23 protein-coding genes are annotated in these 24,813 nt (G+C 67.5%); 16 read left to right on the forward strand and 7 right to left on the reverse strand.

The features are described 5' to 3' along the window. The first annotated feature begins 55 nt into the window (after positions 1 to 55). A complete protein-coding gene (gene uvrA / locus WS78_RS16805; RefSeq protein ID WP_059575829.1) occupies positions 56 to 2,923 on the forward strand; it encodes an excinuclease ABC subunit UvrA in 2,868 nt (955 codons plus the stop codon). A 218-nt stretch (positions 2,924 to 3,141) separates the two neighbouring features. Continuing rightward, entirely contained in the window at positions 3,142 to 4,227 is a 1,086-nt protein-coding gene (locus tag WS78_RS16810) for an AI-2E family transporter (protein ID WP_059575826.1), read from the forward strand. A 285-nt stretch (positions 4,228 to 4,512) separates the two neighbouring features. Here WS78_RS16810 and purU read toward each other — a convergent pair whose 3' ends face one another. From purU to WS78_RS16835, 5 genes are all read right to left on the reverse strand, one after another. Continuing rightward, positions 4,513 to 5,394, reverse strand: coding sequence for a formyltetrahydrofolate deformylase (gene purU / locus WS78_RS16815; RefSeq protein ID WP_038744439.1), 882 nt, complete (start codon positions 5,392 to 5,394; stop codon positions 4,513 to 4,515). A gap of 55 nt (positions 5,395 to 5,449) precedes the next feature. Further along, the gene (locus WS78_RS16820; RefSeq protein WP_059575824.1) at positions 5,450 to 6,301 is read right to left on the reverse strand and encodes an NUDIX hydrolase; all 852 of its coding nucleotides are present in this window, start codon (positions 6,299 to 6,301) and stop codon (positions 5,450 to 5,452) included. A gap of 11 nt (positions 6,302 to 6,312) precedes the next feature. Next, positions 6,313 to 6,927: a LysE family translocator gene (locus WS78_RS16825; protein WP_038744441.1), complete on the reverse strand. Its 615-nt coding sequence runs from the start codon at positions 6,925 to 6,927 to the stop codon at positions 6,313 to 6,315. A 79-nt stretch (positions 6,928 to 7,006) separates the two neighbouring features. Further along, positions 7,007 to 7,573: an adenine phosphoribosyltransferase gene (locus tag WS78_RS16830; RefSeq protein WP_038744442.1), complete on the reverse strand. Its 567-nt coding sequence runs from the start codon at positions 7,571 to 7,573 to the stop codon at positions 7,007 to 7,009. Between the two features lie 96 nt (positions 7,574 to 7,669). After that, positions 7,670 to 9,679, reverse strand: coding sequence for a monovalent cation:proton antiporter family protein (locus WS78_RS16835; protein ID WP_038744443.1), 2,010 nt, complete (start codon positions 9,677 to 9,679; stop codon positions 7,670 to 7,672). 126 nt (positions 9,680 to 9,805) lie between these two features. On the opposite strand from WS78_RS16835, the gene kdsD reads away from it, so the two are divergent. The 11 genes from kdsD to WS78_RS16895 all read left to right on the forward strand — a co-directional run bounded on the left by kdsD (position 9,806) and on the right by WS78_RS16895 (position 19,055). Further along, positions 9,806 to 10,789 (forward strand): arabinose 5-phosphate isomerase KdsD, encoded by a 984-nt coding sequence (gene kdsD / locus WS78_RS16840; RefSeq protein WP_038744444.1) that lies wholly within the window; start codon positions 9,806 to 9,808, stop codon positions 10,787 to 10,789. Continuing rightward, on the forward strand, positions 10,789 to 11,328 hold the full coding sequence (locus tag WS78_RS16845; RefSeq protein ID WP_038744445.1) for a KdsC family phosphatase: 540 nt from the start codon (positions 10,789 to 10,791) through the stop codon (positions 11,326 to 11,328). The genes kdsD and WS78_RS16845 overlap by 1 nt, the downstream gene beginning before the upstream one ends. Before the next feature lie 4 nt (positions 11,329 to 11,332). Next, the gene (gene lptC / locus WS78_RS16850; protein WP_038744446.1) at positions 11,333 to 11,947 is read left to right on the forward strand and encodes an LPS export ABC transporter periplasmic protein LptC; all 615 of its coding nucleotides are present in this window, start codon (positions 11,333 to 11,335) and stop codon (positions 11,945 to 11,947) included. An 18-nt stretch (positions 11,948 to 11,965) separates the two neighbouring features. Next, positions 11,966 to 12,631, forward strand: coding sequence for a lipopolysaccharide transport periplasmic protein LptA (gene lptA, locus WS78_RS16855; RefSeq protein ID WP_059575821.1), 666 nt, complete (start codon positions 11,966 to 11,968; stop codon positions 12,629 to 12,631). Continuing rightward, entirely contained in the window at positions 12,628 to 13,404 is a 777-nt protein-coding gene (gene lptB / locus WS78_RS16860) for an LPS export ABC transporter ATP-binding protein (protein ID WP_038744448.1), read from the forward strand. The genes lptA and lptB overlap by 4 nt, the downstream gene beginning before the upstream one ends. A 167-nt stretch (positions 13,405 to 13,571) precedes the next feature. Further along, a complete protein-coding gene (locus WS78_RS16865) occupies positions 13,572 to 15,080 on the forward strand; it encodes an RNA polymerase factor sigma-54 (protein ID WP_038744449.1) in 1,509 nt (502 codons plus the stop codon). 150 nt (positions 15,081 to 15,230) lie between these two features. Beyond that, positions 15,231 to 15,587 carry a ribosome hibernation-promoting factor, HPF/YfiA family gene (gene hpf, locus WS78_RS16875; RefSeq protein ID WP_038744450.1) on the forward strand — a complete coding sequence of 119 codons (357 nt, stop codon included), beginning with the start codon at positions 15,231 to 15,233 and terminating at the stop codon, positions 15,585 to 15,587. Between the two features lie 233 nt (positions 15,588 to 15,820). Further along, the gene (ptsN, locus tag WS78_RS16880) at positions 15,821 to 16,330 is read left to right on the forward strand and encodes a PTS IIA-like nitrogen regulatory protein PtsN (RefSeq protein ID WP_059575819.1); all 510 of its coding nucleotides are present in this window, start codon (positions 15,821 to 15,823) and stop codon (positions 16,328 to 16,330) included. Between the two features lie 128 nt (positions 16,331 to 16,458). Beyond that, positions 16,459 to 17,427, forward strand: coding sequence for an HPr(Ser) kinase/phosphatase (gene hprK / locus WS78_RS16885; RefSeq protein ID WP_004195225.1), 969 nt, complete (start codon positions 16,459 to 16,461; stop codon positions 17,425 to 17,427). Between the two features lie 75 nt (positions 17,428 to 17,502). After that, positions 17,503 to 18,396 (forward strand): RNase adapter RapZ, encoded by an 894-nt coding sequence (rapZ, locus tag WS78_RS16890; RefSeq protein ID WP_006024491.1) that lies wholly within the window; start codon positions 17,503 to 17,505, stop codon positions 18,394 to 18,396. A 26-nt stretch (positions 18,397 to 18,422) separates the two neighbouring features. Next, the gene (locus WS78_RS16895; protein ID WP_038744451.1) at positions 18,423 to 19,055 is read left to right on the forward strand and encodes an LON peptidase substrate-binding domain-containing protein; all 633 of its coding nucleotides are present in this window, start codon (positions 18,423 to 18,425) and stop codon (positions 19,053 to 19,055) included. 323 nt (positions 19,056 to 19,378) lie between these two features. On the opposite strand, the gene mutY is transcribed toward WS78_RS16895, so the two are convergent. Both mutY and mutM read right to left on the reverse strand, forming a co-directional pair. After that, the gene (mutY, locus tag WS78_RS16905; RefSeq protein WP_038744452.1) at positions 19,379 to 20,485 is read right to left on the reverse strand and encodes an A/G-specific adenine glycosylase; all 1,107 of its coding nucleotides are present in this window, start codon (positions 20,483 to 20,485) and stop codon (positions 19,379 to 19,381) included. A gap of 8 nt (positions 20,486 to 20,493) precedes the next feature. Further along, positions 20,494 to 21,324: a bifunctional DNA-formamidopyrimidine glycosylase/DNA-(apurinic or apyrimidinic site) lyase gene (gene mutM, locus WS78_RS16910; protein WP_059575816.1), complete on the reverse strand. Its 831-nt coding sequence runs from the start codon at positions 21,322 to 21,324 to the stop codon at positions 20,494 to 20,496. Positions 21,325 to 21,412: 88 nt separating this feature from the next. Between mutM and WS78_RS16915 the strand changes: the two genes are divergently transcribed. Genes WS78_RS16915 through ispE form a run of 3 tightly spaced genes read left to right on the forward strand, consistent with a single transcriptional unit; the run spans position 21,413 to position 24,775 of the window. Next, positions 21,413 to 23,233 carry a tetratricopeptide repeat protein gene (locus tag WS78_RS16915; RefSeq protein WP_038744454.1) on the forward strand — a complete coding sequence of 607 codons (1,821 nt, stop codon included), beginning with the start codon at positions 21,413 to 21,415 and terminating at the stop codon, positions 23,231 to 23,233. Next, entirely contained in the window at positions 23,230 to 23,859 is a 630-nt protein-coding gene (gene lolB, locus WS78_RS16920; RefSeq protein ID WP_059575815.1) for a lipoprotein insertase outer membrane protein LolB, read from the forward strand. The genes WS78_RS16915 and lolB overlap by 4 nt, the downstream gene beginning before the upstream one ends. A gap of 34 nt (positions 23,860 to 23,893) precedes the next feature. Then, a complete protein-coding gene (gene ispE / locus WS78_RS16925) occupies positions 23,894 to 24,775 on the forward strand; it encodes a 4-(cytidine 5'-diphospho)-2-C-methyl-D-erythritol kinase (protein WP_059575813.1) in 882 nt (293 codons plus the stop codon). The last annotated feature ends 38 nt before the right edge of the window (positions 24,776 to 24,813 follow it).

The following is a 24,813-nucleotide window of genomic DNA, read 5'->3' on the forward strand; positions in this document are numbered from 1 at the left end:
GACTCGAAAAGTCGTTATAGTAGCAGGTTTGGTTCTCTCATCTTCCGCCGGGTTCATGGAACAAATACGTATCCGTGGGGCGCGCACCCACAACCTGAAGAACGTCAATCTCGACCTTCCGCGGCACAAACTGATCGTGATCACGGGCCTCTCCGGCTCGGGCAAATCGTCGCTCGCGTTCGACACGTTGTACGCCGAAGGCCAGCGGCGCTACGTCGAGAGCCTGTCGGCGTATGCGCGCCAGTTCCTGCAGTTGATGGAGAAGCCGGACGTCGACCTGATCGAGGGCCTGTCGCCCGCGATCTCGATCGAGCAGAAGGCGACGTCGCACAATCCCCGCTCGACGGTCGGCACCGTCACCGAAATTCACGACTATCTGCGGCTTTTGTACGCACGCGTGGGCACGCCGTACTGCCCGGATCACGAGATCCCGCTCGAGGCGCAGAGCGTGTCGCAGATGGTCGACGCGGCGCTCGCGCTGCCCGAGGAAACCAAGCTGATGATCCTCGCGCCCGTCGTCGCGAACCGCAAGGGCGAGCATGCGGAGCTGTTCGAGGAAATGCAGGCGCAGGGCTTCGTGCGCTTTCGCGTCCGCTCGGGCGGCGGCGCGGCGAACGAAGGCGTCGCGAAGATCCACGAAGTCGATTCGCTGCCGAAGCTCAAGAAGAACGACAAGCACACGATCGACGTCGTCGTCGATCGCCTGAAGGTTCGCCCGGACATGAAGCAGCGGCTCGCCGAATCGTTCGAGACCGCGCTGCGCCTGGCCGACGGCCGCGCGATCGCGCTCGAGATGGACACCGACCGCGAACACCTGTTCAGCTCGAAGTTCGCGTGCCCGGTGTGCTCGTACTCGCTGCAGGAGCTCGAGCCGCGCCTGTTCTCGTTCAACAACCCGATGGGCGCGTGCCCCGAATGCGACGGCCTCGGCCAGATCACGTTCTTCGATCCGAAGCGGGTCGTCGCGCACCCGTCGCTGTCGCTCGCGGCGGGCGCGGTGAAGGGCTGGGACCGGCGCAACCAGTTCTACTTCCAGATGCTGCAGAGCCTCGCGGCGTTCTACGATTTCGACATCGACACCGCGTTCGAGGACTTGCCCGAGAAGATCAAGAAGATCCTGCTGTACGGCTCGGGCAAGCAGACGATCCCGTTCTCGTACATCAACGAGCGCGGCCGCACGACGATCCGCGAGCACGTGTTCGAAGGGATCATCCCGAACCTCGAGCGACGCTACCGCGAGACCGATTCGGCCGCGGTGCGCGAGGAGCTCGCGAAATATCAGAACAACCAGCCGTGCCCGTCGTGCGACGGCACGCGCCTGCGCCGCGAGGCGCGCTTCGTGCGCGTCGGCCAGGGCGACTACGCGCGCGCGATCTACGAAGTGAGCGGCTGGCCGCTGCGCGACGCGCTCGGCTACTTCGACGGCCTCACGCTCGACGGCGCGAAGCGCGAGATCGCCGACAAGGTGATCAAGGAAATCGTCGCGCGGCTCACGTTCCTGAACAACGTCGGCCTCGACTACCTGTCGCTCGAGCGCAGCGCGGAAACGCTGTCGGGCGGCGAGGCGCAGCGCATCCGGCTCGCGTCGCAGATCGGCTCGGGCCTGACAGGCGTGATGTACGTGCTCGACGAGCCGTCGATCGGCCTGCACCAGCGCGACAACGACCGCCTGATCGCGACGCTCAAGCACCTGCGCGACCTCGGCAACTCGGTGATCGTCGTCGAGCACGACGAGGACATGATCCGCACGGCCGATTACGTCGTCGACATGGGCCCGGGCGCGGGCGAGCACGGCGGCGCGATCGTCGCCGAAGGCACGCCGAAGCAGGTTCAGGCGAACGGCGATTCGCTGACGGGCCAGTACCTCGTCGGCAAGCGCACGATCGAGTATCCGGACGAGCGAATCGGGCCCGATCCCGAGCGGATGCTGCGCATCGTCGACGCGCACGGCAACAACCTGAAGCACGTCGACCTCGATCTGCCCGTCGGCCTCTTGACCTGCATCACCGGCGTATCGGGCTCCGGCAAGTCGACGCTCATCAACGACACGCTGTACAACGCGGTCGCGCGCCACCTGTACGGCTCGGCCACGGAGCCGGCGCCGCACGAGTCGATCGAGGGCCTCGAGCACTTCGACAAGGTGATCAACGTCGATCAATCGCCGATCGGCCGCACGCCGCGCTCGAACCCGGCCACCTACACGGGCGTCTTCACGCCGATCCGCGAGCTGTTCGCGGGCGTGCCGGCGTCGAAGGAACGCGGCTACGATCCGGGCCGCTTCTCGTTCAACGTGAAGGGCGGGCGCTGCGAGTCGTGCCAGGGCGACGGCGTGCTGAAGGTCGAGATGCACTTCCTGCCGGACGTCTACGTGCCGTGCGACGTCTGCCACGGCAAGCGCTACAACCGCGAGACGCTCGAAGTCCAATACAAGGGCAAGAACATCAGCGAAGTGCTGGAGATGACGGTCGAGCACGCGTACGGGTTCTTCGGCGCGGTGCCCGTCGTCGCGCGCAAGCTGAAGACGCTGCTCGACGTCGGCCTGGGGTACATCCGGCTCGGCCAGTCGGCCACGACTTTGTCCGGCGGCGAGGCGCAGCGCGTGAAGCTGTCGCTGGAGCTCTCCAAGCGCGACACGGGCCGCACGCTGTACATCCTCGACGAGCCGACGACCGGCCTGCACTTCCACGACATCGCGCTCTTGCTCGAAGTGATCCACCGGCTGCGCGACCAGGGCAACACGGTCGTGATCATCGAGCACAACCTCGACGTGATCAAGACGGCCGACTGGGTGATCGATCTCGGGCCGGAAGGCGGCGCGGGCGGCGGCCAGATCATCGCGCAAGGCACGCCCGAGCAGATCGCGAAGACGAAGGCGAGCTTCACCGGCAAGTACCTCGCGCCGCTCCTCAAGCGCGGCAAGTAAGCGGGACGCGGCCGCCGGGCGCAACGTCCGGCGGCCGCCCGGCTCGCGCGCGGCGCGCGGCGCCGTGCCGGCCTCGCGCGGCCGATACGGCGCTACATTCTTCCTTACAAGATCCTAATATTTAGGTCGATAATCGTTGCTATACTTCGCGGCGATACAGGGTTACGCCCGCTTGCGGCCACAAGCGCGCCGAGTAGCCTCCGAATACAGGGATAGTCATGGAGAAGCAATCTGAGCCGCCGCGCGAGCCGCAGACGCGGGAGCCGCACCTGCGCAGCGTCCGGCTGACGAGCGATTTCAGCCTGCCGAAGCTTTCGGCGATCGAGATCGGCAGCTACCTCCTCGCCCTCGTCGGCCTGTGGCTCGTCCTGCACCTGAAGCTGCTCGGCGGCCTCTTGGCCGGCCTGCTCGTCTATCAGCTCGTCCACATGATCGCGCCCGCGATCGAACGCCACATGTCGAGCCAGCGCGCGCGCTGGCTCGCGGTCGTGCTGCTGTCGGCCGCAATCGTCGGCGGGCTCGCGAGCCTCACGATCGCGGTCATCGAGCATTTCGAGCACACCGTGCCGAACGCGCAGAATCTGCTCGGCCAGGTGATGCAGATCATCGACCAGGCGCGCACCCGCACCCCCGAGTGGATCGCGAACCTGCTGCCCGTGGACGCCGAGCAGATGCGCGCGAAGGCGGCGGGCCTGATGAACAAGCATATGGATCAGCTGCAGCAAGGCGGCAAGAGCGTCGCGCGCGGGTTCGGGCATGTGCTGTTCGGGATGATCATCGGCGCGATGATCGCGATCGGCGTCGATCGCCACAAACCGCGCCAGCCGCTGTCGACCGCGCTCGTCACGCGGATCTCGCGCTTCGCCGACGCGTTCCGCCAGATCGTGTTCGCGCAGATCAAGATTTCGGCGCTCAACGCGTTCTTCACGGCGATCTACCTGCTCGCCGCGCTGCCGGTCTTCCATCAGCGGCTACCGCTGTCGAAGACGCTCGTGCTCGTCACCTTCATCGCGGGCCTGCTGCCCGTCGTCGGCAATCTGATCTCGAACACGCTGATCGTCGCGGTGTCGCTGTCGGTCAGCATGGGCACGGCGATCGCGTCGCTCGTGTTCCTCGTCGTGATCCACAAGCTCGAATACTTCCTGAACGCGAGGATCATCGGCGGGCAGATCGAATCGCGCGCATGGGAGCTGCTGCTCGCGATGCTCGTGATGGAAGCCGCGTTCGGCGTGCCCGGCGTGATCGCCGCGCCGATCTTCTATGCGTACATCAAGCGCGAGCTGATCTACTTGCGGCTCATCTGAGCGGCGCGCGCCGCGCGGCCGTCCGGCGGGATGCGTCGGCGAATTCCGTTGCGGGCGCGAACGCTGTAGCGAACGCATCGTCGCGAACGCGCCCGCGCAGACGCTGCGTCGCGCGAACGCGTCATCGCGAACGCGCCGCGGCGAACCCAAAGAAGGCAAAGGCCGCGTCCGTCACCGGACGCGGCCTTCTTTATTTCGGTCGCGGTTCGGCCGCGGCGAAGCGGCGCGCGCCTCCCGCAGCCGAGCCGACGCACGCCGACCGGCCGGAAGACGCACGCGGCCCGCTTAGCGGAACACCACCGTCTTCGTGCCGTTCAGCACGATCCGATGCTCGACGTGCCACTTGACCGCGCGCGCGAGCGTCACGCATTCGACGTCGCGGCCGACGGCCGTCAGCTCGTCCGGCGTCATGCTGTGATCGACGCGCTCGACTTCCTGCTCGATGATCGGGCCCTCGTCGAGATCGGTCGTCACGTAGTGCGCGGTCGCGCCGATCAGCTTCACGCCGCGGTCGAACGCCTGGTAATAAGGCTTCGCGCCCTTGAAGCTCGGCAGGAACGAATGATGGATGTTGATCGCGCGGCCGGCGAGCCGCTCGCACATGTTCGACGACAGGATCTGCATGTAGCGCGCGAGCACGACGAGATCGGCCGAATGCTCGTCGATCACCTCGAACACGCGCGCCTCCTGCGCGGCCTTCGCGTCGGCCGACGCGCCCGCGGCGAGCGGGAAGTGATGGAACGGGATGTCGTAGCTCGCGGCGAGCTGATAGAAATCCTTGTGGTTCGACACGATCGCCGAGATCTCGATCGGCAACTGGCCCGTGCGATAGCGGAACAGCAGGTCGTTCAGACAATGGCCGATCTTCGACACGAGGATCACGACGCGCGGCTTCACCGACGCGTCGTGCAGCTCCCAGCGCATCGCGAACTGCTCGGCGAGCGGCGCGAACTCGGCGCGCAGGCCGTCGAGCGCGGCCGCGGCGGGCGCGCCGCCCGTCTGCTCGAAATGCACGCGCATGAAGAATTCGCCGGTGCGGCTGTCGCCGAACTGCGCCGAATCGAGGATGTTGCTGCCGCGCTCGAGCAGGAAGCCCGAGACCGCGTGAACGATGCCGCGCCGGTCCGGGCACGACAGTTTCAGGATAAAGCTGTGATCGGCCGACATGACCGGGACTCCCTTCTCTTACTCTAATCTTGCGAACAATGGATTCGTGCCGCGCTCAGCCGAGCGGCGGCGGCGCGAACAGCGCGTCGAGCCCGCGCGCGTCGTCGTGCGAGATCGCGCGGTGGCGCAGCAGGCTGTCGAGCATCGCGAGGCTCGCGTCGACGGTGGCTTCTCCCGCGCGCAGCCACGCGACGATTTCGTCGACGCCGGCGAGCAGATGCTCGGCGACTTCGCCGTCCTGATTGTGGGGCGCGAAATCGGCGGGCAGCGGCAGATCGTAGACGAAGATCTGCTCGGCCTGCGTGCCTTCCGGCAGCGAGCACAGCACGTGCGCGACGCGGCCGGGAATCGCGCGCGCGGCGAGCTCGGCCGGAATGCCCGCTTCTTCCCAGCATTCCTTCGCGATCGTGTCCTCGATCCCGAGCCCCCAGCCGATGCCGCCCGCGACGACGTTGTCGAGCATGCCCGGATCGGTCGCCTTCGTCGCGCTGCGGCGGCCGAGCCACATCGCGAGCGGCGCCGAAGGCGCGTATTCTACGACGCCGTTCAGATGCACCGCGTACGTCATCGTACCGAAGAAGCGCGACGCCGCCCGCTCGATGTACGCAAGCGGCGGATCGTCGAAACGGTTGCGGATCGCGTAGATCTCGTCGCGCCAGCCGGGAATCGCGCCTTCCGCCGCCAGCGCGCCGATCGGGCTCGCGAGCGCCATGCTGCGCGCGTCGACGCTGTCGTAGCGCGCGGCGAGCTCGACGCATCCCGCCGGAAACTCGAACACGTCGGGCCAGCGCGCAAGGCACGCGACGTCGTCGCGGCGCAGCCAGCCGACCCGGCGGCCGGCGATCCGGAACGGCACGTGCGCGGCCGGATCGAAGCGGCGCGCGGCGGCGATGCACGGAAACGTCATCGCGCGCTCCGTCAGTCCTTCAGCGCGACACGCAGGCCGAGCGCGATGAACGCCGCGCCCGCGAGCCTGTCGAGCCACACGCCCACGCGCGGGCGGCGCTTGAGCCACGTGCCGATCACGCCCGCGCCGGCGCCGAACACCGAGAACACGATGGCCGTCTGCGCCATGAAGAGCGCGCCGAGCTCGAGCATCTGCAGCGCAACGGGCTGCGCGCCGTGCGGATCGACGAACTGCGGCAGGAACACGACGAAGAAGAGCGTCACCTTCGGGTTCAGCAGGTTGCCGATCACGCTCTGGCGGAAGATCGTCGACAGCGGCTGCGGCGCGCGCTCGTGCGCGGTCGCGAGGCCTTTGCTGCGCAGCGCCTTGATGCCGATCCAGATCAGATACGCGCCGCCCGCGAGCTTGAGCAGATGGAACGCGACGGGCGACGAGCGCAGCAGCGCGGCCACGCCGAACGCGGCGAGCGTCGTATGGAACAGCACGCCCGACGCGAAGCCGAGCGCCGCGACGACGCCGGCCGCGCGGCCTTGCGAGATGCCGCGCGCGAGCACTTGCAGGTTGTCGGGGCCGGGCGCGACGGTAATCGCGATCGACGTGGCGAGGAACAGCATGAAGTTCGGCATCGTGAGCTCGCTTGTATCGGTGGACGATGAACTGGCGTTGACTGCAACTTGAACCGGATGGGCTGACGGCGCGCCGCGCTCAGTGTCCGGAAAATTCGGTCACGGTATAAAGCGGCAGGCCGGCTTGGCGCAGCAGCGCCGAGCCGCCGAGATCCGGCAGATCGACGATCGCCGCGCCTTCGACGACGACCGCGCCGAGCCGCTCGAGCAGGTTCTTGCCCGCCAGCATCGTGCCGCCCGTCGCGATCAGGTCGTCGACGATGACGACGCGCTCGCCCGGCCGGCACGCGTCCTCGTGAATCTCCACGGCCGCGGTGCCGTACTCCAGCGCGTACGACTCGCGCTGCGTCTTGTACGGCAGCTTGCCCGCCTTGCGGATCGGCACGAAGCCGACCGACAGCTCGTACGCGACGATCGGCGCGATGATGAAGCCGCGCGCGTCGAGGCCGGCGATGTAGTCGAGCTTCGCGTCGACGTAGCGCTCGACGAACAGGTCGACGAGCACGCGCAGCGCCTTCGCGCTCTGCAGAAGCGGCGTGATGTCGCGGAACATCACGCCCGGCTGCGGCCAGTTCGGCACCGTGCGGATGCGGCTGCGAATGAACTCGACGGAATCGAGCTGCGCGTCCGACGACGTGGACATCATGAAAATCTCCGAAAAAAACGGCGCCGGAATCTCGCGCCGCCCGCCGATCGCTCGACTACCCCAAAACCACGCCAAAAAATCAGCGGCCGCGCGGCCTCATGCCGCGGCGGCCGATCCGCCGTCGCGCCGGTGCCGCGACAGCCGCTCCTCGGCCTCCGCGAGCGCTTCCGGCAGCCCGCGAAGCACGACGATGTCGCTCGCGCGCAGCTTCGTCTCGGGGTCAGGCTCGACGCCGCGAATCCCGTGCCGGCGGATCGCGGTCACCTCGAGGCCGAGCGCGAACAGCCCCAGCTCGGCCAGCGAGCGGCCGACCGCGTCCGAACGCGCGTCGACGGGCACCGATTGTAGCCGCACCTGCTCGTGGTCGTCGTCGTCCGCGTCGTCCGCGCCGTGGAAGTAGCCGCGCAGCAGGCTGTAGCGCTCGTCGCGCATCTCCTCGACGCGCCGCACGACGCGCCGCATCGGCACGCCCATCAGCACGAGCGTGTGCGACGCGAGCATCAGGCTGCCTTCGACGATCTCCGGGATCACCTCGGTCGCGCCGGCTGCGAGCAGCTTCTCGAGATCGGCGTCGTCGACGGTGCGCACGATCGCGGGCAGCGTCGGCTCGAGCTCGTGCACGTTGTGCAGCACGCGCAGCGCGGACGGCGTGTTCGCGTACGTGACGGCCACGGCCGCCGCGCGGTGGATGCCCGCCGCGAGCAGCGACTCGCGGCGCGCCGCGTCGCCGAACACGACCGATTCGCCCGCCGCGGCGGCGGCCGTCACGCGGTCCGGATCGAGGTCGAGCGCGACGTACGCGATCCCTTCCTGCTCGAGCATCCGCGCGAGGTTCTGCCCGGCGCGGCCGTAGCCGCAAATGATCACGTGGCCCTTCTGCTTGATGCTCTGCGTGGCGATCCGCGTCATCTGCAGCGACTGCTGCATCCATTCGGCCGCGGACAGCCGCATCACGATCCGGTCCGCGTTCTGGATCAGGAACGGCGCGGCGAGCATCGACAGCAGCATCGACGCGAGGATCGACTGCAGGAGCGTCGCGTCGACCAGATGCCGATCGAGGATCAGGTTCAACAGCACGAAGCCGAATTCGCCCGCCTGCGCGAGCCCGAGCCCCGTGCGCATCGCGACGCCGGGCGTCGCGCCGAACGCGCGCGCGAGCCCCGTGATCATCACGCTCTTGAGCAGCACCTGGCCGGCGAAGAACGCGAGCACGAGGAACGGATGCCGCCAGATCACGCTCGGGTCGAGCAGCATCCCGGTCGTCACGAAGAAGAGGCCGAGCAGCACGTCGCGAAACGGCTTGATGTCCTCCTCCACCTGATGCCGGTAGGGCGTCTCGGAGATCAGCATCCCGGCGATGAACGCGCCGAGCGCGAGCGACAGCCCGAAGCGGTCGGTGATGAACGCGGCGCCGAGCGTGATGAGCAGCAGGTTCAGCACGAACAGCTCCTGCGAGCGCCGCCGCGCGACGACGTTCATCCAGCGCGTCATGAAGCGCTGGCCGACGATCAGCAGCAGCGCGAGCGCGACGACGATCTTCACCGCCGCGAGCCCGAGCGACATCGCGAGATCCTTCGACGACTCGCCGCCGAACGCGGCGATCACGATGAGCAGCGGCACGACGGCGAGATCCTGAAACAGCAGCACGCCGAAGATGTTGCGGCCGTGCTCGGTCTCGATCTCGAGCCGCTCGGCGAGCATCTTCGAGACGATCGCCGTCGACGACATCGCGAGCGCGCCGCCGAGCGCGACGCTGCCTTCCCACGTGATATGCATCCAGCGCTCGAAGAGCGCGCCGAGCAGCAGCGCGACCGCGATCGTGCCGAGCACCTGTGCGAGCCCGAGCCCGAACACGAGCCGGCGCATCGCGCGCAGCTTCGACAACGAGAACTCGAGGCCGATCGAGAACATCAGGAACACGACGCCGAATTCGGCGAGGTGCTCGGCGCGCTCGAGATCGGCCGCGAAGCCCAGCGCATGCGGGCCGACCAGGATGCCGACCGTCAGATAGCCGAGCATCGGCGGCAGGTTCAGCGATCGGAACACGACGACGCCCGCCACCGAGGCAAGCAGCAGCAGAAGCGTCATTTCGAGCGGGGAAATCACGGGCGAAGCGTCCTCGTTCGTCGTCGGCGCCGCATGACGGACGCCGGGTTGGGCCGGGAGACTACTCGGGAAGATGGGCGCAAGGGGCCCGGCGCGGCGAACAAACGCCTTTGCTATACTCCGCGCATGATAGCGAAAATCAATGATGATCGGGCGCTCGCGCTCGCCCGCGACGTGCTCGACATCGAGGCGAACGCCGTGCGCGCGCTCGCCGACCAGCTCGACGGCGAATTCGTCGCCGCGGTCGGGCTGCTTCTGAATTGCCGCGGCCGCGTCGTCGTGTCCGGGATCGGCAAATCGGGGCACATCGCCCGCAAGATCGCCGCGACGCTCGCCAGCACCGGCACTCCCGCGTTTTTCGTTCACCCGGCCGAAGCCAGCCACGGCGATCTCGGCATGGTCACCAAGGACGACGTGTTCATCGCGATCTCGAACTCCGGCGAATCGGAGGAGCTCGTCGCAATCCTACCGCTCATCAAGCGCCTCGGCGCGAAGCTGATCGCGATGACGGGCCGCCCGGCGTCGAGCCTCGCGACGCTGTCCGACGTCCACCTGAACGCGGGCGTCGCGAAGGAGGCGTGCCCGCTGAACCTCGCGCCGACGGCCAGCACGACGGCCGCGCTCGCGCTCGGCGACGCGCTCGCGGTCGCGGTGCTCGACGCGCGCGGCTTCGGCTCCGACGATTTCGCGCGCTCGCATCCGGGCGGCGCGCTCGGCCGGCGCCTCCTCACGTACGTGCGCGACGTGATGCGCACGGGCGACGAGGTGCCCGCCGTGCCGCTCGGCGCGACGCTCGCCGACGCCCTCTTCCAGATCACCGCGAAGCGGATGGGAATGACGGCCGTCGTCGACGACGCGGGCCGCGTGGCCGGCATCTTCACCGACGGCGATCTGCGCCGCGTGCTCGAGCGCGACGGCGACTTCCGCCGCCTGCCGATCGCCGACGTAATGACGCGCAATCCGCGCACGATAGCGCCGGATCACCTCGCCGTCGAGGCGGTGGAACTGATGGAGCGCCACCGGATCAACCAGATGCTCGTCGTCGACGAGCGGGGCGCGCTGATCGGCGCGCTCAACATGCACGATCTGTTCTCGAAGAAGGTGATTTGATGTCCGCGCCCCCTGTCACGGCGGCCGAGCGCGCGAGCCGCGTGAAGCTGATGATTTTCGACGTCGACGGCGTGCTGACCGACGGCGGCCTCCATTTCACCGCGACGGGCGACACGATGAAGTCGTTCAACACGCTCGACGGCCACGGCGTGAAGCTCCTCGGCGAAGCCGGCGTCGCGACCGCGATCATCACCGGCCGCCGCTCGGAAGCGGTCGCCGCGCGCGCGAAGGAAATGCGGATCGCGCACCTGCATCAGGGCGTCGAGGACAAGCTCGCCGTGTTCGGCGAGCTGCTGCGCGCGCTCGGCCTCGAGGCCGCCGAGTGCGGCTACATGGGCGACGACTGGCCCGACCTCGCGGTGATGCTGCGCTGCGGCTTCGCGGCCGCGCCGGCGAACGCGCATCCGGACGTGATCGCGCGCGCGCACTGGGTCGCCGAGGCTCGCGGCGGCCACGGCGCGGTGCGCGAAGTGTGCGACGCGATCCTGCGCGCGCAGCACCGCTACGACGCGCTGCTCGCGGCCGCCTGCGGAGTCTGAGCGGATGGACGGCAAATTCCGGCTGACTTCGATGATCCCGCTCGTCGCGATGGCGGCGCTCGCGGGCGGCACGTACTGGCTGCTGCAGGCGACGCTGCCGCCGCCCGGCGAGGCGGTCGTGCGGCCGAAATCGCACACGCCCGACTATTTCGCGGACAATTTCTCCGTCACCGAGCTCGACCAGACGGGCTCGACCCAGTACCGGCTGGCGGCGGCGGGCCTCGTCCACTACGAAGACGACGAGACGAGCGACCTGACTCAGCCCGCGCTGCGCGCGTTCCAGCCCGGCAAGCCGACCGTGACCGCGACCGCCAAGCGCGGCGTCGTCAACGGCGACGTGTCGATCGTCGATTTGTATGACGAAGCGCGGATCGTACGCGCGGCGGGCGCGGGCGACCCGCCGATGCAGGCGGATTCCGAGCATTTCCGGGTGTTGGTCAACGACGATGTGATCGAGACCGAAAAGCCGGTTAAACTTCAGCGCGGCCTGTCGATCGCGAACGCCGCCGCCGGGATGAAGTACAACAACGTCACCCGAGTCATCGAACTCTACGGCAACGTGCGCGGCACGATCGCCTCTTCCGACGCGTCCGGCGGCGCTCCAGGCCAACCCAAGTAACTCACCACGCGGGACTGCATGAACGAATCGTTCCCTTGTTTATTCCAGAGCGGCGCACGCCGCGTCGTCCGCGCGGTGCTCGCGGCGGCGCTCGTCGCGGCGCCGCTCGCGGGCGTCGCGCCCGCAGCCCATGCCGAAAAGGCCGACCGCGACAAGCCGATCAACGTCGAAGCGGACAACCTGACCTATGACGACCTGAAGCAGGTCACGGTCGCGACGGGCAACGTCGTCATCACGAAGGGCACGATCCTGATCAAGGGCGACCGCGTCGAGGTGCGCCAGGACGCGCAGGGCTACCAGTACGCGACCGCGACGGCCTCCGGCAAGAAGCACGCATCGTTTCGCCAGAAGCGCGAAGGCCTCGACGAATACATCGACGGCGACGCCGAGCGAATCGACTACGACGGCAAGCAGGATCTGACCACGCTGACGACGAACGCGACCGTGCGCCGCCTGCAAGGCCTGTCCACCGTCGCCGACACGGTTCACGGCAGCGTGATCACCTACGACGGCCAGCGCGACTTCTACACCGCGCGCGGCGGCAAGGACGTCGTCGCGCCGGGCAACCCGGGCGGGCGCGTGCGCGCGATGCTGACGCCGAAGAACAGCGGCCCGGCGCCGCTGTCCGGCGGCCCCGCGCAGCTCTCGCCGTCGAACAGCCTGCAGGGAGCACCGAACCCGTGAACGCGCTCCCCAATCGCCAGCCGGCCGGCACGTCGAGCTCGCTCGTCGTGCGCAACCTGAAGAAGCGCTACGGCTCGCGCACCGTCGTCAAGGACGTATCGCTCGACGTGAAGAGCGGCGAAGTCGTCGGCCTGCTCGGCCCGAACGGCGCCGGCAAGACGACGTCGTTCTACATGATCGTCGGCCTCGTGCCGCTCGACGCGGGCGACATCTCGCTGAACGGCAGCCCGATCAGCCTGATGCCGATCCACAAGCGCGCGTCGCTCGGCCTGTCGTACCTGCCGCAGGAAGCGTCGGTGTTCCGCAAGCTGACCGTCGAGCAGAACATCCGCGCGGTGCTCGAACTGCAGCACGGCGACAACGGCAAGCGGCTGTCCAAGGACGAGATCGGCGCGCGCGCGGAGGCGCTCCTCGAAGAGCTGCAGATCGCGCACCTGCGCGACAATCCGGCGCTGTCGCTGTCGGGCGGCGAGCGCCGCCGCGTCGAGATCGCGCGCGCGCTCGCGAGCAACCCGAGCTTCATTCTGCTCGACGAGCCGTTCGCGGGCGTCGATCCGATCGCGGTGCTCGAAATCCAGAAGATCGTGAAGTTCCTGAAGCAGCGCAATATCGGCGTGCTGATCACCGATCACAACGTGCGCGAGACGCTCGGCATCTGCGATCACGCGTACATCATCAGCGACGGCTCGGTGCTCGCGTCCGGCGCTCCGAAGGAAATCATCGAAAACGAAAGCGTGCGGCGCGTCTACCTCGGCGAGCACTTCCGCATGTGAGCGGCGCGGGACACGATCCCGCGGCCGTCCTTTCCCAGGCGCGATCCGCGCCGTCCCTCCGCACGTTCGGCATGCGCCGGGCGTGCGCATTCGCGCGCCAAGCGTCATCCCGAATGCCTCAACGCGCCGCCCTCGTGGCAAACTTCCGGCATGACTCCCTTTTTGCCATGAAAGCCAGCCTCCAACTCCGCCTGTCGCAGCATCTCGCGCTCACGCCCCAGCTTCAACAGTCGATCCGGCTGCTGCAGCTATCGACGCTCGAACTGCAACAGGAAGTCGCGACGGCGATCGCGCAGAACCCGCTGCTCGAAAACGACGACGACTGGATCGCGAGCCCGCTGCGCGTCGCGGCCGACGGCTCGGTGATCGCGCAGACGCCCGCGTCGCCCGCACCCGAGCCGATGCAGGGCGCGTCGAACGGCACGAGTGCGACGAATGAGCGCACCGAGCGCGACGAGCCCGCCGGCGTCGACGAATACGACAGCTATTCGGCCGACAGCGGCGACGCGAACCAATGGAACCTCGACGACTTCGGCCGCTCGCCCGCCGCCTCCGACGACGACGATCTGCCGCCGATGCAGATCCACGAAACGTCGACCTCGCTGCGCGACCATCTGATGGCGCAACTGCGCGTCACGCAGGCGAGCCCGCGCGATCGCGCGCTCGTCACGTTCCTGATCGAATCGCTCGACGACGACGGCTATCTGGCGGCGCCGCTCGATGAAGTGCTTTCCGATCTGCCGGCGGAGCTCGAAGTCGACGTCGACGAACTGAGCGCGGCGCTCGCGCTCCTGCACAGCTTCGATCCGGCCGGCGTCGGCGCGCGCTCCGCATCCGAGTGCCTGAAGCTGCAGCTGCTGCGCCTCGATCCGTCCCCTACGCGCGCGCTCGCGCTCGATATCGTGTCGCAGCATCTCGAGCTGCTCGCCGCGCGCGATTTCACGCGCTTGCGCAAGCAACTGAAAGCGACCGACGACGAACTGCGCGACGCGCACGCGCTGATCCGCTCGCTCGAGCCGTTCCCCGGCGCGGCGTACGGCAAGGCCGAAGCGGACTACGTGGTGCCCGACATCATCGTGAAGAAGACGGGCCAGAACTGGCAGGCGGAACTCAATCCGGAAGTCGTGCCGCGGCTGCGGATCAACCACCTGTACGCGAACATCCTGCGCAACAGCCGCGGCGATCCGAGCACGGGCTCGCTCAAGCAGCAACTGCAGGAAGCGCGCTGGCTGATCAAGAACATTCAGCAGCGATTCGAGACGATCCTGCGCGTCGCGCAGGCGATTGTCGAACGTCAGAAGAATTTCTTCGCGCACGGCGAAATTGCGATGCGCCCCTTGGTTTTGCGGGAAATAGCTGATACGCTGGGCCTACACGAATCGACTGTCTCCCGTGTGACAACCGGCAAGTACATGCTGACCCCGTTCGGCACACTTGAATTTAAGTACTTCTTCGGATCGCACGTTTCGACAGACACCGGAGGTGCCGCGTCGTCGACGGCCATCCGCGCCCTCATCAAACAACTGATAGGAGCCGAAGACCCCAAATCCCCTCTTTCGGATAGTCGTATAGCCGAGCTGCTAGCGGAACAAGGGTTCGTGGTCGCGCGCCGCACGGTTGCCAAATATCGCGAAGCCCTCAAGATCCCGGCGGTGAATCTGCGCAAGTCTTTGTAGCCCGTCGCCACGCGGCGGGTGTTTTCCGGCCGCCGCATAGTCGACGGCAAAGCCTGCCGACCGATTCGCTCGCGCGCCGAGCGGCGGCAAGCGGAACCGGCAGGCATGCCGCCTCTATGCGGAAGGTGGTCATTAGCTTGGAGAAGCACTATGAACCTGAAGATCAGTGGACACCATCTCGAAGTCACGCCTGCTATCCGCGAATACGTGATCACCAAGCTCGATAGGGTGCTACGGCATAGCGATCAGGTCATTGATGGCGCTGTGATCCTCACGGTCGACAACCACAAGGAGAAGGACAAGCGGCAAAAGGCGGAAATCACGCTGCATCTGAAGGGAAAGGATATCTTCGTCGAAAGCGCGAACGGCGACATGTACGCGGCGATCGATCTGCTGATCGACAAGCTCGACCGCCAGGTCGTCAAGCACATGGAGCGCCTGCAGACGCACGCGCACGAGCCGATCAAGCATCAGGCCGTCGAACAGATCGAACTTCCGCCGCAATGAGCGCGGCGCGACAGCGCCGGCCGAACCGCCCGCCTCGACGGGCGGTTTTTTATTGTGCAAACCGCTGTGGCGCGACGCGCGCATGTGCGGCGCCCGGGCGATTCCCGGCGCTTTGCACGGTGCGCGGCGCCGTCTGCAGTGCTCTATAATGTGTCGGTTATTATCGGGGGCGATGAACCGGTTCGCCGCGCTTCACAGGTCTCCGTCGCCAAACGCCGTCCTTTTTGACCGACATGGAAAATCAGTCCGCCGCGAGGAGACCCCAGGCCGCCCCTATGCCTGCCAACATGAATCGCCTAGCCAAAATCCTGCCTTTGGAGAACGTCGTCGTCGGCCTCTCCGTCACCAGCAAGAAACGCGTCTTCGAACAAGCCGGGCTGATCTTCGAGAATCAGAACGGCATCGCCCGCAGCACCGTCACCGACAATCTGTTCGCGCGCGAGCGGCTCGGCTCGACGGGCCTCGGCGAAGGCGTCGCCATTCCGCATGGCCGGATCAAGGGGCTCAAGCACCCGCTCGCCGCGTTCGTGCGGCTTGCCGAGCCGATCCCGTTCGAGGCGCCGGACGGCCAGCCCGTGTCGCTCTTGATCTTCCTGCTCGTGCCCGAGCAGGCGACGCAGGCGCATCTCGAAATCCTCTCCGAAATTGCCCAACTGCTGTCCGACCGCGACACTCGCGAGCGTCTGCACACCGAACCGGATCGCGACGAGTTGCATCAACTCCTGACTCAGTGGCAACCTTAAGCTGATCGGGGCGGTTCGTTCCCCATTGCGTCGCGGCCCGCGCCGCCGAGTCGAGCCGCCCGCCGCCGGGCCGGCGCCGCAACCGTCGTTGCAGCGTCCGGGCGCCGGCTCCTTGGAGTGACGGACTCATGGATACGTCCAGCATCAACGCCCAGAGCATCTTCGACGACAACGCAGCCATGCTGAAGCTCAGCTGGCTGACGGGGCATGAAGGCTGGGAACGCGGGTTTTCCGCCGATACGGTCGCGAACGCGACGTCGAGCGCCGACCTCGTCGGCCACCTGAACCTGATCCACCCGAACCGGATTCAGGTGCTCGGCGAAGCCGAAATCGACTACTACCAGCGCCAGACCGACGAAGACCGCTCGCGCCACATGGCCGAGCTGATCGCCCTCGAGCCGCCGTTCCTCGTCGTCGCCGGCGGCGCCGCCGCGCCGCCCGAGCTCGTCCTGCGCTGCACGCGCTCGTCGACGCCGCTCTTCACGACGCCGATGTCGGCCGCCGCGGTAATCGACAGCCTGCGCCTCTACATGTCGCGCATCCTCGCGCCGCGCGCGACGCTGCACGGCGTGTTCCTCGACATCCTCGGAATGGGCGTGCTGCTGACGGGCGATTCGGGCCTCGGCAAGAGCGAGCTCGGCCTCGAGCTGATCAGCCGCGGCCACGGGCTCGTCGCCGACGACGCGGTCGACTTCGTCCGACTTGGCCCCGATTTCGTCGAAGGGCGCTGCCCGCCGCTGCTGCAAAACCTGCTCGAAGTGCGCGGCCTCGGCCTCCTCGACATCAAGACGATCTTCGGCGAAACGGCCGTGCGCCGGAAGATGAAGCTCAAGCTGATCGTGCAACTCGTGCGCCGGCCGGACGGCGAGTTCCAGCGGCTGCCGCTCGAAAGCCAGACGGTCGACGTGCTGGGGCTGCCGATCAGCAAGGTGACGATCCAGGTGGCGGCGGGCCGCAACCTCGCGGTGCTCGTCGAGGCGGCGGTGCGCAACACGATCTTGCAGCTGCGCGGCATCGACACGCTGCGCGACTTCATGGACCGCCAGCGCCTCGCGATGCAGGACCCGGACAGCCAGTTTCCCGGCAAGCTCGTGTAACCCGCGCCGGCTCCCGCTCGCCACGCTGGCGCAACGAGCCGGTGCTATGATGAAACGTCAGGATTTTCTCTTTCCATGCGCATTGTCCTCATCACCGGCATCTCCGGCTCCGGCAAGTCCGTCGCGCTGAACGCGCTGGAGGACGCGGGCTACTATTGCGTCGACAATCTGCCGCCGCACGTGCTGCCCGAGCTCGCCCGCTACCTCGCCAACGAAGGCCAGAACCGGCTCGCCGTCGCGATCGACGCGCGCTCGAGCGCATCGCTCGACGAAATGCCCGGCCTCATCCGCGCGTTGTCGCGCGAGCACGACGTGCGCGTGCTGTTCCTGAACGCGAGCACGCAGGCGCTGATCCAGCGCTTCTCCGAGACGCGCCGCCGCCATCCGCTGTCGGGCTCGCCGTCGCACGACGCGGACGTGGGCCTCCTCGTATCGCTCGAAGAGGCGATCGAGCGCGAACGCGATCTCGTTGCGCCGCTCGCCGAATTCGGCCACCAGATCGACACGAGCAATCTGCGCGCGAACGTGCTGCGCACGTGGGTCAAGCGCTTCATCGAGCAGAAGAACGACGATCTCGTGCTGATGTTCGAATCGTTCGGCTTCAAGCGCGGCGTGCCGCTCGACGCCGATTTCATGTTCGACGTGCGCGCGCTGCCGAACCCGTACTATGACCACGAGCTGCGCCCGCTCACCGGGGTCGACCAGCCTGTCGTCGCGTTTCTCGACGCATTGCCTGTCGTCCATCAAATGCTGGACGACATCGAGTCGTTTCTCGTCAAGTGGCTGCCGCATTTCCGCGAGGATAATCGCAGCTACCTGACGGTCGCGATCGGCTGCACGGGCGGCCAGCATCGGTCGGTGTTCCTCGCGGAGACGCTCGCCGCGCGTCTTTCGAGGCAGGCCAACGTGATCGTGCGGCATCGTGACGCGCCCGTCGCCGTGGACGCGTCGTCGCGGCTCGTCACCTAGCGCCGCTCACTTTTCGCGTGCCCGCCATGTCCTCTCTGTCGACCACCCTCATCGATTTGCCGCTGTTTCCACTGCATACGGTGTTGTTTCCGGGCGGACAGTTGCCCCTGAAAGTCTTCGAGGCGCGTTATCTGGACATGGCGCGCGCGTGCATGCGCGACGAGGCGCCATTCGGCGTGTGCCTGCTGAAGAGCGGCCCCGAAGTCGCTCAGGAAGGCGAAGTATCGGTGCCCGAGACGATCGGCTGCATGGCGCGCATCGTCGAATGCGACACCGGCGAATTCGGCATGCTGTTCCTGCGCACGATCGGCACGCAGCGCTTCGAGCTGCTGTCGCATCGGGTCGAGGCGAACGGCCTCCTCGTGGGCATCGCCGAGCCGATGCAGGACGACATCCCGCTCGAAGGCGACGAAGCGCTCGCGCAATTCGGCGCATGCGCGGAAGCGCTCGAGCGGATCGTCGACGTCCTGCGCAAATCCGACGCCGAATTGCCGTTCGTCGAGCCGTTTCGCTTCGGCGATCCGACGTGGGTGTCGAACCGGCTCGCGGAAGTGCTGCCGCTCGATCTGCGCGCGCGGCAGAAGCTGATGGAGTTTCCCGACGTCGGCGCGCGAATCGACGCGGTTCATCGCGAACTGAATCGTCACGGCTGGCTGTAGACGCGCAATGCGCGCGGTTGCCCCGCGGGCATCGCGGCAAGCCGACCTGATGCGTTCGGCGTCGTTGCCGTTATCGGCGTTCCAGGCACGAGCCGCGTGCGCGCGCCCGATCGAATGCTCGATTCGTCCGCGCAACTCACGCGTTCGCGCACGACGCTCGCGGTAATCACGGCAATCCCGGCAAGCGCCGTCGCCCCGCGATGAAAGCGAGCCGGACGCGGCCGCCGCCCTTGCGCTTCGCCGTCGACGTCACATGTTTTCGCCGCACGTGTTCGCCGCATCGAATCGCCTGCCCCCTCGGTGTCCGCGCGACCGCTCCCCGCCTAAAGCAACGACCCGCTCAACCCGTCGAGCAGCTTGCGCACCGGGGCCGGCACGCCGTACGCGTCGAGCTTGTCGAGCGCAACCCATGCCGTCTCGTCGTCGGCCGCCTGCAGCGCGCCGCCCATCGCGCTGGCGAGCTCGGCGAGCCTCGGCTCGATCTCGAGCTTGAAGTGCGTGAACGTATGCGTGAACGGCGCGAGTGCCGCGAGCGCCGCGCCGCCTAATTCGCGCGCACGCCGCGCGAGCGCGGCGTCGCCGTCCGCTTCGGGCAGACTCCACAAACCGCCCCAGATGCCCGTGGGCGGACGCCGCTGCAACAGCACCGCGTCGCCGTCGCGCAGCACGAGCATCCACGTACGGCGCGTCGGCACCGCCTTCTTCGGGCGCGCGGCGGGCAGTTCGCGTTGCCGCCCGCTTCGCTCGGCGGCGCAGTCCCCCGCGAACGGGCAGCGCGCGCAATCGGGCTTGCCGCGCACGCAAAGCGTCGCGCCGAGATCCATCAAGCCCTGCGTGTACGCGGTGACGTCGGCCTGTTCGGCCGCATCGGGCAGCAGCGACTCGGCGAGCGCCCACATCTCGTTCTCGACGCGCTTGTCGCCCGGAAAGCCCTCGACGCCGAATACGCGCGCGAGCACCCGCTTCACGTTGCCGTCGAGGATCGTCGCGCGCGCGCCGAACGCGAACGACGCGATCGCCGCGGCCGTCGACCGGCCGATGCCCGGCAGCTCGGCGAGCGCTTCGGGCGACGCCGGGAACGCGCCGCCGTGCAGCTCGACGACCGCCTGCGCGCAGCGATGCAGATTGCGCGCGCGCGAGTAGTAGCCGAGCCCGGCCCAGAGCGCCATCACGTCGTCGATCGGCGCGGCCGCGAGCGCGGCGACGTCCGGATAGCGCTGGAGAAAGCGCACGTAGTACGGCACGACGGTCGACACCTGCGTCTGCTGCAACATGATCTCCGACAGCCAGATCCGGTACGGTTCGCGCGTGTTCTGCCACGGCAGGTCGTGACGGCCGTGCTTGCGCTGCCATGCGATCAGCGTCGGCGCGAAGGCGGCGTGAAGCGGCGTGACGGCGGGCGGCGCGGGGGGAATGCGGGGCGGTTTCAAGATTTATTTCAACGCTGGCAATTCGGACAAAAATAAGTGGACCGCTGACCCTGGACGATCTGGCGGATCGGCGAGCCGCACACCCGGCACGGCTCGCCCGCGCGATCGTAGACGAAGCAGTCGAGCTGGAAGTAGCCGCTTTCGCCGTTGCTGCCGACGAAGTCGCGCAGCGTGCTGCCGCCGCGCTCGATCGCGTCGGCGAGCGTCGCGCGCACGGCCTCGGCGAGGCGCTCGTAGCGCGGCAGCGACACGCGCCCGGCCGCCGCGGTCGGCCGGATGCCGGCGCGAAAGAGGCTCTCGGACGCATAGATGTTGCCGACGCCGACGACGATGTCGCCCGCGAGCAGCGCCTGCTTGACGGCCACCTTGCGCCCGCGCGTGCGCTTGTAAAGGAGCTCGCCGGTAAACGCGGCCGAGAACGGCTCGACGCCGAGGCTCGCGAGAAGCGGATGCGCATGCACGTCGCCCGCGTCGCGCGGATGCCAGAGCACCGCGCCGAAGCGTCGCGGATCGCGAAAGCGCAGCACGAACTCGTCGAAGATCCAGTCGACGTGATCGTGCTTCGCGGGCGCGGGCGGCGGCGCGTCGTTCGGCAGCACGCGCAGCGTGCCTGTCATGCCGAGATGGACGATGAACCATCCGGCGTCGACTTCGAACAGCAGGTACTTGCCGCGCCGCTCGACGCTCAGCACCTCGCGCGACTTCAGCATCTCGGCGAAGCCCGCGGGCACGGGCCAGCGCAGCATCGCGGTGCGCACGTCGACGCGCTTCACGCGTCGCCCGGCGACGAACGGCTCGATGCCTCGGCGCGTAACCTCGACTTCCGGCAACTCTGGCATGTTTTACGGGTCTCTATCTGGCTAATGGCATTGGTGCGCGTATTGTAGCGAGCGCGTTACAATCGGCTGAAACATTGAACGGATTTCCATGACCTTGCCCTCGAAGCTGTCCCAGAAGCGCCCTGCCGCTGCGCGCGGCCCGCGCGCCGTCCCGGTGCGCCGCGCGATCGGCGCCGCGCTCGTCGCGGCGTGGGCGCTCGCCGCGTTCCCCGCTCACGCGCAGGACGACGCAGGCGACGACGCCCCTCGGGCCGCGTTCGCGTCGATGCTGCCGGAAGAGCAGAAGGATCTGCCGAACGTCTCGCTGACGAGCCAGATCGTCTACCAGGTGCTCGCGGCCGAGGTCGCGCTGCAACGCAATCTCCCGGCCCCCGCGTACCAGACCTACCTCGCGCTCGCGCGCGACACCCGCGATCCGCGGATGGCCCAGCGCGCGACCGAGATCGCGCTCGCCGCGCAGAGCCCCGCGGACGCGCTGACGGCCGCGAATCTGTGGCGCGAGTATTCGCCGGATTCGCCCCGCGCCGCGCAGGTCGACGCCGCGCTCCTCGTGCTCGGCGGCAAGCCGGCCGACGCGCAGCCGATGCTCGCGCAGGAGCTCGCGCGCGCGACGGGCGCGAACCGCGGCGAAGCGATCATCGCGCTGCAGGCGCTGCTCGCGCGCGGCCCGAACCGCGTCGGCGGCCTGACGGTGCTTCAGGATCTGCTGAAGAACGATATGAACCGGCCGGAGGCGCGGATCGCGATCGCGCGCCAGCAGCTCGCGACCGACGACAAGAACGGCGCGACGCAATCGCTGAAGGAGGCGCTGCGGCTCAAGCCCGACTATCTGCCGGCCGCGCTGATGCTGTCGCAGATGGGTCCGGGCGAGCGCGCGACCGGGATCGAATCGTTCGAGAAGTTCGTCCAGCAGAATCCGAAATCGCGCGACGGCCGCCTCGCGCTCGCGCAGCTCTACCTCGCCGACGATCGGCTCGACGACGCGCAGAAGCAGTTCGACGCGATGCGCCGCAACGATTCGGGCGACCCGACGCCGCTCATGGCGATCGCGCTCATCAAGATCCAGCAGAAGCACCTCGACGACGCGACCAAGTACCTGAAGCAATACGTGAAGGTCGCGCAGAAGAAGCCTGGGGCGGACGTCGGCCAGGCGTACGTCTATCTCGCGCAGATCGCGCTCGACCAGGGCAACGATGCGCTCGCCGGCCAATGGCTCGACAAGGTCGACGAATCGAGCCAGCAATACGTGCCCGCGCAGGTCACGCGCGCGCAGCTCCTGCAGAAGCAGGGCAAGGTCGACGAGGCGCGCAAGCTGCTCGCTAACCTGCAGGTGTCCGACCCGCGCGACGCCGCGGTGATCGCGCGCACCGACGCGTCGATCCTCTTCACGTCGAAGCGCTACAAGGAAGCTGCGGACCGGCTCGCGCAGGCGGTCGAGGATTACCCGGACGATCCCGATCTGCGCTACGACTACGCGATGGCCTGCGAGAAGATCGGCCAGTACACGATGATGGAGCAGCAGTTGCGCCTGCTGATGCGCGCGCAGCCGGACAATCCGCAGGCATACAACGCGCTCGGCTATTCGCTCGCCGATCGCAATCTGCGCCTGCAGGAAGCGGATAAGCTGATCGAGAAGGCCAGCTCGCTCGCGCCGAACGACGCGTTCATCATGGACAGCCTCGGCTGGATCAAGTACCGCCTCGGCGACACGGCAGGCGCGACGAAGGTCCTGAAGCGCGCTTACGACCTGCAGCCGAACGCGGAAATCGGCGCGCATCTCGGAGAAGTGCTGTGGAAAAGCGGCGCGCAGGACGAAGCGCGCGCCGCGTGGCGCGCCGCGCAGAAGCTCGAGCCCGACAACGATACGCTCGTGCAGACGCTCAAGCGCTTTCAGGTGAACGGACTTTGATGACGACGCCGCGTTTTGCCCGGTCGCGTGCGCACGCCGCGCGCGGCTTTGTCCTCGCCGCGGCGGCCGCCATCGCGCTCGCCGGCTGCGCGACGCAGCCCGAGCGAGCGAGCGCCTCCATCGCGCCGAACGCGCTGCAAACCGAGCAGAACCGCGCTTACACGGGCCGCTTCGCGGTCCAGTACCAGGATCAGCTCGGCAATCCGCGCAACGTCTACGGCAATTTCGATTGGCAGGAGCAAGACGCGAGCGTGTCGCTCGAACTGCGCAGCCCGCTCGGCCAGACGCTGGCCGTCGTGAAGTCGGCGCCGAGCGGCGCGTCGCTCGAACTGCCGAATCGCCAGCCTCAATACGCGCCCGACGTCGGCGAGCTGATGCAGCGCGCGCTCGGCTTCGCGCTGCCGCTCGACGGCCTGCGCTACTGGCTGCTGCCCACGCCCGCGCCGGCGACGCCCGCGACGACGGTGCGCGACCCGCAGGACGGCACGCGGATCAAGGAGATCCGCCAGGACGGCTGGACCATCGATTACATCGCGTACGCCGATGCGCCCGCCGCCGGCGTGAAGCGCATCAACCTGGTGCGGCAAACGCCGCCGCTCGACATCAAGCTCGTGCTCGACCGCTGAACGCGCGCTTTTGCCCGACAACGTTTCCTCAAGCATGACCGATACGACCCGCTCGCTGCGCGACTGCCTCGCCCCGGCGAAACTGAACCTGTTCCTGCACATCACGGGCCGCCGCCCGGACGGCTATCACGAACTGCAAAGCGTATTCCAGCTGCTCGACTGGGGCGACACGCTGCATTTCACGCTGCGCGACGACGGCAAGGTGTCACGCAAAACCGACGTGCCGGGCGTGCCGGAGCAAACCGATCTCGTCGTGCGCGCGGCGTCGCTGCTGAAGGCGCACGCGGGCGTCGAAGCCGGCGTCGACATCGAGATCGACAAGCGCCTGCCGATGGGCGCGGGCCTCGGCGGCGGCAGCTCGGACGCGGCGACGACGCTGCTTGCGCTCAACCGCCTGTGGAAACTCGATTTGCCGCGAGAGGAACTGCAATCGCTCGCGGTGAAGCTCGGCGCCGACGTGCCCTTTTTCGTGTTCGGCAAAAATGCGTTCGCGGAGGGTATCGGAGAAGCATTGCAGCAGGTACAATTGCCGGCTCGTTGGTTCCTGGTTGTGACGCCACGGGTTCATGTTCCGACCGCAGCGATTTTCTCCGATAAATCGTTGACAAGGGATTCAAAGCCCATCACAATTACGGACTTTCTTGCACAGCAAAGCCGCGACGCAGGATGGCCGGACAGCTTCGGCCGGAATGACATGCAGCAAGTTGTGACGAGCAAGTACGCGGAAGTTGCAAAGGTGGTCGAATGGTTTTATAATCTGACCCCCGCGCGGATGACCGGCTCTGGAGCTAGCGTGTTTGCAGCGTTCAGGAGCAAGGCTGAAGCAGAAGCGGCGCAAGCCAAACTGCCGGCCGGCTGGAACAGCGCAATTGCCGAGAGCTTGAGTGAGCATCCACTCTTCGCTTTCGCGTCATAAAGTTTTTGCGCCATCGGATGGCCTACACTTCCGGTGGA

The organism is Burkholderia savannae (genome assembly GCF_001524445.2).
Taxonomy (GTDB): Bacteria; Pseudomonadota; Gammaproteobacteria; order Burkholderiales; family Burkholderiaceae; genus Burkholderia; species Burkholderia savannae.